The organism is Prevotella sp. E15-22 (assembly GCF_023204875.1).
Classification (GTDB): Bacteria; Bacteroidota; Bacteroidia; order Bacteroidales; family Bacteroidaceae; genus Prevotella.
This window is the reverse complement of the sequence record NZ_CP096247.1, coordinates 2,214,168-2,226,428: the sequence shown is the minus strand read 5'-3', so window position 1 is coordinate 2,226,428 and position 12,261 is coordinate 2,214,168. Positions and strand designations below refer to the sequence as shown.

The following is a 12,261-nucleotide window of genomic DNA, read 5'->3' as shown; positions in this document are numbered from 1 at the left end:
TAGTATCTTTGCGCCCGAATTGAATAAAGATACTCTAGTGAAAATGATAAATATACATCTTTTATGCGCCAAGAAGTGGCTCGTTGGCTTATCGTGTGTGTGTCTGTTGACGTCTTGTAACCATGATCAAGTTCAACCTGCTAGGGAAAATGCTGTTGACAGTTTGCTTGACGAGTTGTCTAACACGCGTGATTTCGATCGCATGATTACGATGGTTGACAGTCTTGAGTCGGAAGGTGATATTCGCGAGATTGATGCGAACCTGAAGCGAGGCTGGGCATATCACAAGATGAGGAAGTTTAATAAGGCTGAGGAGTATTATAATAAGGTGTTAACATCTAATATCTCTACAGTCTTTGAACAGGAGACTTATGAAGATGCTGCTGCTTATTTGGCCGACCTATATTATATTAAGCATGACTATGAGGGTGCACTCCACGTGGCAGTACCATTGATGCATCAAATTGAGGAGCGTGGCTGCCAATCGGATGATGCAATGATTCTGTTGCTCACGTCTATCGGACGTTGTCAGATGAAGTTGGACCGTGTTGGCGAGGCTGCTGTTACTTTTGAAAAAGCATATCAGCGTAATCTACAAGCTATCAAGGCTGACTCTACACGCTCTTCGTTGCGTAATGCTATTGTCCACACGGCCAATATTGGTATACGTTTCCTTAACGCGAAATCGTTCTCATCAGCCAATATGTGGCTCGACCGTACTGAGACGTTACTTGATCAGTTGGCAGTGCGTTTTCACGGTGAGGAGACTTTTGTTACGGAGTATCGGGCACGTCTCCATATCTATCGTGCCTATGCTCTTGAGAGTTTAGGACGTAGCGAGGAAGCTGCTGCCGAATATGATGCTTTCACAGGTTCCGTTTATGCAAAATGTGACGATGGTCGCTTTGATGCTTGTGAATATCTTATTGCGGCTCATCGTTATGATGAGGCTGCCGACATCCTCACAGACCTTGACCGTATGATTGGTGAATGGGACTATGATCTGACACTTGATTGTCTGCAGAGCTATTTCTTGCCGAAGTTCCGTGCTAATGTAGGGGCTGGTCGTCACGACTCTGCTTATGCTGTGGCTGCACAGATTTGCGAGTCGCTCGATTCTGCTATTTATTGGCAGAAGCATAGCGATGCTGCTGAGTTAGCCACGATTTATGATATGCAACAGAAGGAAAACACCATCACTCGCCAGCAGGCCGACATCAAACAGGCTCGTTTGCTCGCCATAGGAATCATTCTGGGCCTTCTTTCATTGTTCCTTATATTCTATATCCTTTATCGTCGTAATACTATGCACCGCTTGGCAGAGAAGAATGCTGAGCTTAAATTGGCCAATGCCCGTGCAAAGGAGTCGTCAGAGATGAAGTCTGACTTTATTAAGCAAATCTCTCATGAGATTCGTACACCATTGAACATCCTTTCTGGTTTCACGCAGGTTCTTACATCAACGGGTATGGATATTGATGAAAACACACGTAGTGATATTAATCGCCAGATAACTGAGAATACGAATCGTATTACGGGACTTGTGAATAAGATGCTGGCACTTAGCGATGCGGGCAGTAAGATGGTTATTGAGCAAAACGACGATGTGTCGCCTTTGCAGATTGCTACACAAGCGGCTAGTGATGCAGGGATTAATGAGGCAAAGCGCATAGTCTTTGATCTTCAGGTTGACGACGAAGCTAAAACAATCATGCTTCATACCAATCTTCAGCAGTCGGTGAGTGCATTGTCGTTGCTGCTTGATAATGCGTTGAAGTTTACGAAACAGGGAAGAGTCACTTTGCGTGTGGCTATTCAGTCGTTGGCTTCAGAACATAACATCTTGTTTACTGTCGAGGATACTGGTATTGGTGTTCCACCAGAGGAGGCAGAACACATCTTTGAAGAATTCGTGCAACTTGATAACTATTACAATGGCACGGGTATTGGTCTTACTATTGCCCGTTCAATAGCCCGTCGATTAGGGGGAGACATCGTGCTCGACACTAGCTATACGGAAGGTGCTCGTTTCGTGATGTCGCTGAAGGCATAAGAAAAAGCGGGAGCTAATTGTTTGTGGCTCCCGCTTTTTTATATTTAGTAGGCATGTTCATCTTTCTCTATCTCTTCAATATCTATCTTTTGGCTGTCAATCTTGCGCCATGCATAGACTATATAAGCCAGAACAAAAGGCACCAAGAGTGAAACCCAGAACATGGTGTTGAGGGTGAAATAACTGCTGCAGGAGTTCTCAAGCGTTAGTGATGATTGAAGGTCGGCCGTGGAGGGATAGTAGGCGGTGTGGTTCCAGGCTGACAACAACAGTAGTGGCGTAACAGTCAGCACTGTGCCAATACCAGCGAACCATATGCCGCATTTGGTATCTTTAAGATAGTCGCTGGCTATACCCCAAAGAACGAGAACAATTCCGACGAGCATCACAAGGGTGAGGTACCACATGTCAATGGCATTGTGAAGGTACTTGTATGGCTCGATAAAAATTATACCGCTATCGTCGAAGGCGTAGCCGTCCTTAGTGAGTAGATGAATTAGATAGATTACAAAGAGTACTACAAAGATGGAGGCATTAATCAATAAATGTTTGTGGCTGCGCTGATGGATGGCTTTGTCAGCTACATTGTTGCGTACATAGAGAATGCCTAATGTACGAGCAAGGAAAAGTACTGCCAGCCCAAATGCTAGTATCCATGGGTTGAGCAGAGCATCAAGACCATGCGTGGCATTGGCCCAACGACTGATGACGGGTGTCACGGCGTAGTCGTTGATAAGATTACTCTTTTCGACGATGAAATTGGAACCCTCGAAGAAGGTTGCTACGGCACCGCCTAAGAGTAGTGGTCCGATAATACCATTTAGTACAAGGAAAAACTGAAAGGTCTTGGTACCTATGATATTTCCAATCTTATTCTGAAACTCATAGCTTACGGCTTGCAGGACAAACGAGAAAAGTATGAGCATCCATAGCCAATATGCGCCACCAAACGATGTGGAATAGAATAGGGGATAAGAGGCGAAAAACGCTCCGCCAAAAGTTACCAACGTTGTGAAGGTAAACTCCCATTTCCTTCCAGTTGAATTGACAAGTAGACGACGCTCTTGTTTTGTGTCCCCTAAAGAGAATATGATGGAGTTGGCTCCTTGAACAAAAAGCAAGAAGACTAATATGGCTCCTAGTAGCGATACGATGAAGCACCAATAGTGTTGTAGGAATGTGTATGTCATAATGCAGGCCCTTTCTTTATTTGTTTAATGAGAATGTTGATTTCTATCACCAGCATGGTGGTGAAGAGAATAAGGAAGATAAAGAACGTTGCCATGATACTCGATGACTGGAGGTCGCTGACGGCTACCCATGTAGGCAGCATGTCTTGTATGGTCCATGGCTGACGGCCAAACTCGGCTACTAACCATCCGCTTTCTGATGCCAGGTATGCCAATGGAACCATAGTGATGGCTACCCAACAAAGCCATCGTGGCATGGCCTCGGCACCTGATACTTTGTCGGATGCTGTCTCGGGTATTAAGCCAATGGCAGATAGTAATCGACGGCATATTTGAGAAAGATATGGAATGTCGTAAATAAGGATATAGATGAGTCCAAAGAACAATATAAATAGACAGCCTAAACCTACCATTATGCGAAAAGCCCAGAAGTTAATTGGAATCGATGGAATTAGGTCTTTTTTATCTTTGACGTAACCATACCCAAAGTATTGATAGTTTGTTTCCAGGAGAGCAAGCTGCTCGGCAAGTGTGGCTTCGTCTGCACCATCGGCTTTGGCTTTTCGATAATTGGCTAATGCTTGGATGGCAATCTTACCTCGATGAATTTTCTCGTCGGCCGAGGGCTCAATTGTTCCATCATTTTTTATATATCCATTAAGTAGGTTGTTGATGCCTGGCACGTAGCCGTCAAGTGTGTTGGTGGCCATCATTGATAGGGCATACGGAATTTCGATACCTTCCACTATCTTTAATCCCTGTTCTGTACCTCCTTCATGGAGTGCCTCCATAGCAGCAAGTTTCATTGGTTGTACCTGTGCGATGGTTTGTCCACTCTTGTGACCAGTAAGACCTGCTCCAAGAGCTGCAAAAAGTCCTACTACGACGGCTATCCTAATACTTTGAATAGCCATACAGACATGACGTTTTTTGAGCAGGAACCAACAACTGACAGCTATAACAAAGACTGCCCCAATGATCCAGGAAGAAATGACGGTGTGACAGAATTTGTCGATGGCAAATGGTGATAGAGCAACGTCGAAGAACGACGTCATCTCGTTTCGCATCGTATCGGGATTGAAAGTACAACCTATGGGATATTGCATCCATGCATTGGCCACAAGAATCCACCAGGCCGAAATCGTGGCACCTGCACCTGTGAGCCATGTTGAAGCAAGATGGAATCCTGCTGAAACTTTCTTCCATCCGAAAAACATAACCGCAACGAAGGTTGACTCCATGAAAAATGCTACAATACCCTCAATGGCTAATGGCGCACCAAAGATGTCGCCTACAAACCAAGAGTAGTTGCTCCAGTTGGTGCCAAACTCAAACTCGAGGATAATACCCGTTGCTACGCCCATGGCAAAGTTTACACCGAAGAGCCGTTGCCAAAATTGGGTCGTCTCCTTCCAGAAACTGGTTCTCTTTCTGTAATAGATGGTTTCTGCAATGCCCATGATGATGGCTAATCCGAGTGTCAGTGGTACGAAAAGCCAATGATAGATGGCCGTGAGAGCAAATTGTGCTCTCGACCAATCAATGGTACCGGCATCAATACTTAAAAATAGGTTAGTCATGCTACTTGAGATTTATTATTGTTATTAGATTTACTTTAGAAATTCGGGCTCGTCTTGGTGGTTTTCATGACAATTACGATGCTCGTTCTATCAACTCGTTGGCTACATATTCTGATTCTCCTCCATCGGGTGTGTGTTCTTTTAAATAGTTTGGGAAAAAGAATATTTTAAGGATGACGAAGATAATAAAGAGCTTGATGAGGACTATGACCCAAAGGGTTCTCCCCAGTGTCATATTGCGGAAACCTTCGTAGTACAGGTTGAAGGCACGGTACAAAAAACCATTTTTAGTCATAGGCAGAACAAAAAAATGTTTTCAAGGGCAAAGATAGTGAAATAAAATTTAATGACCAAATTTGAAGTGGTATTTTTTTTGGCGTTTTAAAAGAAAACCATTATCTTTGCAGGCGTTATATAACATATTATAAGGTAACTATGAAGAAAGTTTTGATTGCTGTGGCGGTAGTAGTCATCTTGGCGATGGCAGCTGTAGTCTTTTATTTGTTGATGGACAATAGAAATCTGGAACAGGAGAAACTGGAGATGCAGGAACTTGCTGAGCTGGACAAGCAGGAGATGGAGAATGACTACGAAAGACTGTCGTTACAGTATAGCGAAATGATGACGCAAATAAACAATGACTCAATCATTGCACAGTTGACACAGGAACAGATGCGCACCCAGCAGTTACTTCAAGAACTGAAAAATGTGAAGGCGAGTGATGCTCGTGAGATTACCCGCTTGAAGAAAGAACTGGCTACGGTGCGTGAGGTTTTACGTTCGTATATTCGTCAGGTGGATTCTCTTAATCAGGTTAATATGAGCCTGATGGCTGAGAATGATCGTGTGAAGGATGCTTTAGCTCAATCAAATCAGGCCAATGAAGGATTGCGCCAAGAGAAGCAGAACCTAACAGAGAAAGTGGCTATTGCCGCTCAGTTGGATGCATCGGGTATCTCAATGCAATTACTGAACAAACGTCAGAAGACAGCCAAGAAAATTAAAGACTGTAAGACTATTCAGGTAAACTTTACGATTGCACGCAACGTGACGGCTGAGAATGGTAACCGTACTCTCTATGTACGTATTCAGACTCCTGCCGGACAGGTGCTTACGGCAGGTTCATTCCCTTACGAGAATCGCCAACTGGAGTATTCAATGAAGAAGGTTATAGAATATGCTGGCGAAGAAGTTGGGGTGCAGACTTTCTGGCAGGTGGGCGAATATCTGGAAGCTGGCCAGTATCGTGTTAGTATCTTTGCCGACGGCAATATGATAGGTTCTAAAACATTTACCTTTAATTGATATGAAGAAATACATTGCTTTTGGCCTTCTGCTTTTTGCCGTTGGTATACAGAATATCGGAGCACAGCAGATGCTTTGCTTGGATAGCTGTAGGGCTATGGCTCTGCGTAACAATAAGCAAATGGGTGTTTCACAATTGAAACAGGAGGTGGCCGTTAACTTGAGAAAATCGGCACGTACAAAGTACCTGCCTCATGTCAGCGCTATTGGCTCGTATCAGTTTACTAGTGAGGAAGTGTCATTGCTTAATAATGAACAGAAGTCCTCGCTAAGCAACCTTGGTACTACGATGGCAGGTAGCCTTCAGGGCTTAGGTAACGGTCTGAACAGTGCGATGGCCCAGATAGGAAGTATGCTAACTCAACTGGGAGTGCCTGCTGCGTCATTTCAGGAAATGGCAGGTAATCTTCAGCAGAATATGCAGCAGGGCATCACTAATACGGCAGGATTGCTGAATACGGAGGGACAGAAGATTGTTGATGCTTTTCGTACGGATACAAGAAATATTTTTGCCGGGTCGGTTCTGGTGACACAGCCTGTCTTTATGGGAGGTGGTATCGTTGCATTAAACAAACTAGCGGATATCAATGAGGATTTTGCTGCTAATTCTGCTGCCGCTCGCCGTCAGGCTGTTGTTTATGCTACGGATCAGGCTTATTGGCAGGTGGTATCTTTGAAGCATAAGCAGCGATTAGCCGAAAGTTATTTGTCTTTGATTAAGAAATTTGATGGTGATGTCCAAAAGATGATAGTCGAGGGTGTAGCCACAAAGAGTGATGGCTTGAGCGTTAGTGTGAAAGTTAATGAGGCTGAGATGACTCTGCAGCGTGTGAACGATGGCTTGGTGCTGTCGAAGATGCTCCTTTGCCAGATGATTGGATTGCCTATGAACGAACAGATTACACTGGTTGACGAGGATTCTGAAGATTTGGCTGTCGTTACGTTGAAGCCCCAATTGGATGTGGAGCGGGCTATTGAAAATCGTCCAGAACTGAAAATGCTCAGCAATACAGTTGATATGACTAAGCAGACTACGAATATCTTGAAGGCGGCAAATTTACCTCAAGTAGCACTGATGGGCGGTTATGCTGTAAGTAATCCAAATGTACTAAATGGTTTTGAGAAGAAATTTGGTGGTTTTTGGAATGTTGGCGTCTTGGTGCGCGTTCCGCTGTGGAATTGGGGAGATGTGGCTTATAAGGTACGTGCTTCGAAGGGGGCCACGGCCATTGCACATCTTGAACTAGCAGAGGCTCGTGAGAAAATTGAGTTGCAGGTGAACCAGAATACTTTCAAAGTGGACGAGTCGAACAAACGCTTGGCAATGGCACAGACAGGCATTGAACGTGCTAACGAGAATCTGCGTACTGCTAATTTAGGTTTTAGTGAAGGCGTTATCTCGCCGACAGTTGTGATGGAGGCTCAGACGGCTTGGTTGCAAGCTCAGTCACAACTTATCGACGCGCAGATAGCTGTTAAACTCAGTCAGGTGGAGTTGCAGAAGGCACTTGGTGCTTTGGAATATGGTAATTGAAACGAAAAAGGAGAATATAAGATATGAGTAATCAAGCAAAAAAACAGCATCATAACATCCTGTATGCCATCATGGGTTTTGCAGGTGTTGTTATTGTAGTGGCACTGATTGGATTCTTTGTCTTGGGTCGTGATCCTGAGTTGATTCAGGGCCAGGTAGAGGTCTCGGAATATAGAGTGTCAAGTAAGGTGCCTGGTCGTATTTTGGAACTTAGAGTCAAAGAGGGTGATTATGTACATGCCGGTGATACACTAGCTATATTGGATTGCCCCGAAGTGAAAGCTAAGATGCAGCAGGCTCAGGGTGCAGAAGGTGCGGCAGCAGCGATTGAGAAAATGGCAAAGAATGGAGCACGTAAGGAGCAGGTACAAGGCGCCTTCCAGTTGCTACAGCAAGCAAAAGCAGGCTTGGAGATTGCTGAAAAATCATATAATCGTGTGCAACGTCTGTTTGACGAGGGTGTGATGAGTGCTCAGAAACGTGACGAGGCTTTGGCTATGTTCAAAGCCTCTGAGGCACAGGTGAAAGCTGCACAGAGTCAGTATGATATGGCTGTAAATGGCGCTCGTCAAGAAGAGAGATTGGCTGCTCAGGCTCAGTTGGATCGCGCCAAGGGCGCAGTCCAAGAGGTTAATGCCTATGTCGGTGAAACGGTTCAAATAGCTCAGATGGACGGTGAGGTAAGTAGTATCTATCCCAAAATCGGTGAGCTGGTAGGAACAGGTAGCCCAATCATGACAATCTCGATGATGAATGATCTTTGGGGAACCTTTAATGTTCGCGAAGACCAATTGAATGGGATGCAGGTGGGTACGGAGTTTTCTGCCTATGTGCCTGCATTTGATAAGGAGGTGAAGATGAAGGTCTACCATATGAAGGACCAGGGATCGTATGCTGTGTGGAAGGCTACAAAAGCTAATGGCCAATATGATTTGAAGACATTCGAAGTCAAGGCCCGCCCAACAGAGACTCTTGAGGGCCTGCGTCCAGGTATGTCGCTGATAATAAGATAAGAGACCATTGAAGACGATTCGATTATTATATCAGATAGGTTTGCGTGAATTGTTGATTCTTAAGCGCAACCGTGTCTATGGGTTTTGTATGGTGGTATTCCCACTCATGGTGATGGTTTTCTTTACCTCACTGATGGATGATGGACTGCCAACAGAGATGCCTGTAGGCGTGGTGGACTTGGATAATACGTCGACATCGCGTTCGTTGACTCATCGTCTTGATGCTTTTCAAATGTCACGAGTAGTTGCCCATTATCCAAGTGTGACGGAAGCTCGAAGGGCGATTCAGAAGAATGAAATATATGCATTTTTCTATATTCCCAAAGGAACGACCAGTGATTTGCTGGCTAGTCGTCAGCCTAAGGTGTCGTTTTATTACTCGTATACGACGCTAGCATCCGGTGCTTTGCTGATGAAGGATCTAAAGACCATTTCAACGTTAGGGTCTGCTGCCGTCGGTCAAGCCACTATGCGTGCGAAGGGCTATACAGATAGTCAGATTCAAACGTTCTTGCAGCCTATCAAGATAGACTTACATCAGATAGCTAATCCATGGACAAGCTATAATTCTTATCTGTCAACGATGTTGGTGCCAGGAATGATAATGCTGTTTATATTTCTTATATCGGCCTATTCTTTGGGTACAGAGTTAAAGTTCGGTACATCGAAGGAATGGCTCGAGTTGGCGGATAATCGCATTGTGGTGGCTTTGGTAGGTAAGTTCCTGCCCCAAACGCTCATATGGCTAGCGATTGTCTACGGCTATGAGTTTTACGTCTTTTATGTGCTTCACTTCCCCCATCTGGGTAGTCCTTGGATGCTCTTGTTGCTGGGTTTTATGCAGGTGTTAGCAGCTCAGGGTTTCGGTATCTTTATCTTTGGTTTGATGCCTTCGTTACGTATGTCGATGAGTGTTTGTTCTCTGTGGGCAGTACTCAGTTTCTCAATGGTAGGCTCTGCTTTCCCAGTGATGGGTATGGACGGTCCGTTACAGTCGCTCTCATGGCTGTTTCCCCTACGTCATTACTATATGGTTTACCAGATATCGGTTTTTAATGGCTTCCCGCTTCTTGAGGCATGGTTCCATTTTGCTGGACTGGCAGCCTTTACATTGTTGCCTTGGCTGGTAATAAGGAAAATTAAGAATGCAATGCTGACTTATGTCTACATACCATAATAGTTTTAGAAGAAGGATTGACGACACCTTGTATATTTGGCGACAAGAGATGCTGCAGGTGTTCAAGGATGAGGGAGTGCTTATCTTCTTCATCATCGTTCCATTGGTTTATCCTCTGCTTTATTCTTGGATTTATAATAACGAGACTGTGCATGAGGTGCCTGTGGTTGTAGTTGACGATTCTCATACAAGTCTCTCAAGACAATTTATTCGTATGTGTGACGCATCACCAGATGTTCATGTGGCGTATTACGCTCAGGATCTGGATGAGGCTAAGTCGCTGGTGAGTAGGCAACTTGTGAGGGGAGTTTATTTGATTCCCAGTGATTTTGAGACGAAGGTTAATCGGATGGAGCAAGCTACAATCAGTGTGTATTGTGACATGAGCCTGATGCTGACATATAAAGCAATTTTCCAAACAGCTCAGTTGGTGTCCATGCAGATGGGGTCTGCCATACAGACAAAACTTGGGCAGCACTATACAAAACGTGAAGAGGTTATTGCAGCACGTCCATTGGCTTGTGACGAGGTTCCCATTTTTAATCCATCGGGTGGTTATGGCTCTTTTGTGTTGCCTGGAGTGCTGATATTGATTCTTCAGCAGACATTGATCCTAGGTATTGGTATGTCGGCGGGAACTGCCCGTGAACGTAATCGCTATCGTCAGCTAATACCAATTAGTAGGCCATATCAGAATGTTTTCCGCATAGTTTTTGGTAAGTCACTATGCTACTTTATGATATATGCTCTTATGGGGGCTTGGCTGGTTATTCTTGTTCCACGCCTGTTCCACTTCCCGCAGTTGGCTACGTGGCAACCTCTTTTGTGGTTGATGTTACCTTACACATTAGCTTGTATCTTCTTTGGTATGGTGGTGTCATGTATTGTAAGGTATCGTGAGAATGTGATGCTGCTCATGGTGTTCGTGTCTGTTCCTTTGCTTTTTATGACGGGTGTTAGTTGGCCTTTGTCAAATATTTCAGGCTTTTGGCAGGGAGTATCATGGGTATTTCCGTCAACCTTTGGTGTAAAGGCCTATGTGCGCTTGAACTCTATGGGTGCTTGTGTTGGTGATGTGTCGACAGAGATAATGGTTCTTTGGCTGCATACTTTTTTGTACTTCTGGCTAGCATGCGTGGTGTACGGATACCAAATCTATGTTACCAGATACGATGCTTTCTGGCGTTACCGCGAGATGAAAGCACGTAAAAGTGTCTTGGCAAGAAACAAGTGAGACTTCATAAACAGAACGCCCGCAGTCAAATGGCTGCGGGCATTCTGTTTATGAAGTTATTATGATTAACCTTTCATTTCGACAATCTTTGTTTTTGGCATTTCTTTGTTCCTGCGGTTAACCACGGTTACAACAGCCTGAGCTAAGTTGATAAAGGCCTGCCCCGTGATGGTATCAACTTTCGTGGCAGCGGGTGTTCCTTCATCGCCGTTCTCACAGATGCTTTGTACTAAGGGAATCTGTGCGAGGAGTGGAACGTTCATTTCTTGTGCTAGTTGTTTGCATCCCTCTTTTCCAAAGATATAGTATTTGTTCTCTGGTAACTCTGCGGGTGTGAACCATGCCATATTTTCAATAAGACCTAAGATAGGAACATTGACCTTGTCATTGTGGTACATGTCAATACCTTTACGAGCATCGGCCAAGGCTACTTGTTGTGGGGTTGATACGATGATGGCACCTGTGATACTGAGCGTTTGAAGTAGGGTTAGATGAATATCGCTAGTACCTGGAGGGGTGTCTAAGATAAAATAGTCAAGTTCTCCCCAGTCAGCATCTGCAATGAGTTGCTTCAAAGCACTGGTGGCCATTCCGCCGCGCCATAGTGTGGCAGTATCTGGATTGACAAAGAATCCAATGCTAAGCAGTTTGACACCATATTGCTCTACAGGTTCAATGAGGTCGCGGCCATCTTTGTTGATGGCATAAGGACGTGCATCCTCAACATGAAACATCTTGGGTACTGATGGTCCAAAAATGTCGGTATCTAAAAGACCGACTTTATAACCTAAACGTGCCAATGCAATAGCTAGGTTGGCTGCTACGGTACTCTTTCCGACGCCTCCTTTTCCACTACTTACAGCAATGATGTTTTTAACTTGCGGAAGTAGTTTCTCAACTTCTGGACGAGGCTTGGATTTGAACTCAGTCTCGATTGTTACTTCTACATCTTGTCCACAGTGATATTTGATAGCTGCTTCAGCAGCCTTAACGGTCGACTTAAGAAACGGATCGGTATCGCGGGGAAACACGAGGATTACTTTTACACTCTGTCCGTTGATGCTTGGCGTGTCGGCAACCATTTCGCTTTCAACCAAATTTTTTTTTGTGCCAGCATAGGTTACCGTTGCTAGCGCATCCATAATGAGTTTTGGATATAATGTCATCGTATTACT

General features: G+C 44.6%; 10 protein-coding genes. 6 read left to right on the top strand and 4 right to left on the bottom strand.

Annotated features, from left to right (window positions below; translation table 11 throughout):
* Positions 1 to 43 precede the first annotated feature (43 nt).
* A complete protein-coding gene (locus tag M1D30_RS09110) occupies positions 44 to 2,053 on the top strand; it encodes an ATP-binding protein (RefSeq protein WP_248503224.1) in 2,010 nt (669 codons plus the stop codon).
* 44 nt (positions 2,054 to 2,097) lie between these two features.
* Here M1D30_RS09110 and M1D30_RS09105 read toward each other — a convergent pair whose 3' ends face one another.
* From M1D30_RS09105 to M1D30_RS09095, 3 genes are all read right to left on the bottom strand, one after another.
* On the bottom strand, positions 2,098 to 3,243 hold the full coding sequence (locus tag M1D30_RS09105; protein WP_248503221.1) for a cytochrome d ubiquinol oxidase subunit II: 1,146 nt from the start codon (positions 3,241 to 3,243) through the stop codon (positions 2,098 to 2,100).
* Entirely contained in the window at positions 3,240 to 4,823 is a 1,584-nt protein-coding gene (locus tag M1D30_RS09100) for a cytochrome ubiquinol oxidase subunit I (protein ID WP_248503219.1), read from the bottom strand. The genes M1D30_RS09105 and M1D30_RS09100 overlap by 4 nt, the downstream gene beginning before the upstream one ends.
* Before the next feature lie 73 nt (positions 4,824 to 4,896).
* Positions 4,897 to 5,118 carry a DUF4492 domain-containing protein gene (locus tag M1D30_RS09095; RefSeq protein ID WP_248503217.1) on the bottom strand — a complete coding sequence of 74 codons (222 nt, stop codon included), beginning with the start codon at positions 5,116 to 5,118 and terminating at the stop codon, positions 4,897 to 4,899.
* A gap of 140 nt (positions 5,119 to 5,258) precedes the next feature.
* Here M1D30_RS09095 and M1D30_RS09090 point away from each other — a divergent pair, with 140 nt between their 5' ends.
* From M1D30_RS09090 to M1D30_RS09070, 5 genes are read left to right on the top strand one after another with little or no spacing between them, the layout of a single operon-like run.
* Complete coding sequence (locus M1D30_RS09090; RefSeq protein ID WP_248503215.1) at positions 5,259 to 6,128, top strand: hypothetical protein; 870 nt, start codon at positions 5,259 to 5,261, stop codon at positions 6,126 to 6,128.
* Position 6,129: 1 nt separating this feature from the next.
* Positions 6,130 to 7,662, top strand: a complete 1,533-nt coding sequence (locus M1D30_RS09085) for a TolC family protein (protein ID WP_248503213.1) — start codon at positions 6,130 to 6,132, stop codon at positions 7,660 to 7,662.
* A gap of 23 nt (positions 7,663 to 7,685) precedes the next feature.
* Complete coding sequence (locus M1D30_RS09080; RefSeq protein WP_248503212.1) at positions 7,686 to 8,675, top strand: HlyD family secretion protein; 990 nt, start codon at positions 7,686 to 7,688, stop codon at positions 8,673 to 8,675.
* Positions 8,676 to 8,682: 7 nt separating this feature from the next.
* Entirely contained in the window at positions 8,683 to 9,852 is a 1,170-nt protein-coding gene (locus M1D30_RS09075; protein ID WP_248503210.1) for an ABC transporter permease, read from the top strand.
* Positions 9,836 to 11,086: an ABC transporter permease gene (locus M1D30_RS09070; protein WP_248503208.1), complete on the top strand. Its 1,251-nt coding sequence runs from the start codon at positions 9,836 to 9,838 to the stop codon at positions 11,084 to 11,086. Before M1D30_RS09075 ends, M1D30_RS09070 begins: the two co-directional genes overlap by 17 nt.
* Positions 11,087 to 11,151: 65 nt before the next feature.
* On the opposite strand, the gene M1D30_RS09065 is transcribed toward M1D30_RS09070, so the two are convergent.
* Positions 11,152 to 12,252 (bottom strand): Mrp/NBP35 family ATP-binding protein, encoded by a 1,101-nt coding sequence (locus M1D30_RS09065; RefSeq protein ID WP_248503206.1) that lies wholly within the window; start codon positions 12,250 to 12,252, stop codon positions 11,152 to 11,154.
* Between the last annotated feature and the right edge of the window lie 9 nt (positions 12,253 to 12,261).

Bases quoted from the DNA above. Each gene is read 5' to 3' on its own strand.
- M1D30_RS09085 (WP_248503213.1), top strand. From the start codon at position 6,130: ATGAAGAAATACATTGCTTTTGGCCTTCTGCTTTTTGCCGTTGGTATA.
- M1D30_RS09080 (WP_248503212.1), top strand. From the start codon at position 7,686: ATGAGTAATCAAGCAAAAAAACAGCATCATAACATCCTGTATGCCATC.
- M1D30_RS09105 (WP_248503221.1), bottom strand. From the start codon at position 3,243: ATGACATACACATTCCTACAACACTATTGGTGCTTCATCGTATCGCTA.
- M1D30_RS09065 (WP_248503206.1), bottom strand. From the start codon at position 12,252: ATGACATTATATCCAAAACTCATTATGGATGCGCTAGCAACGGTAACC.
- M1D30_RS09100 (WP_248503219.1), bottom strand. From the start codon at position 4,823: ATGACTAACCTATTTTTAAGTATTGATGCCGGTACCATTGATTGGTCG.
- M1D30_RS09070 (WP_248503208.1), top strand. From the start codon at position 9,836: ATGTCTACATACCATAATAGTTTTAGAAGAAGGATTGACGACACCTTG.
- M1D30_RS09110 (WP_248503224.1), top strand. From the start codon at position 44: ATGATAAATATACATCTTTTATGCGCCAAGAAGTGGCTCGTTGGCTTA.
- M1D30_RS09095 (WP_248503217.1), bottom strand. From the start codon at position 5,118: ATGACTAAAAATGGTTTTTTGTACCGTGCCTTCAACCTGTACTACGAA.
- M1D30_RS09090 (WP_248503215.1), top strand. From the start codon at position 5,259: ATGAAGAAAGTTTTGATTGCTGTGGCGGTAGTAGTCATCTTGGCGATG.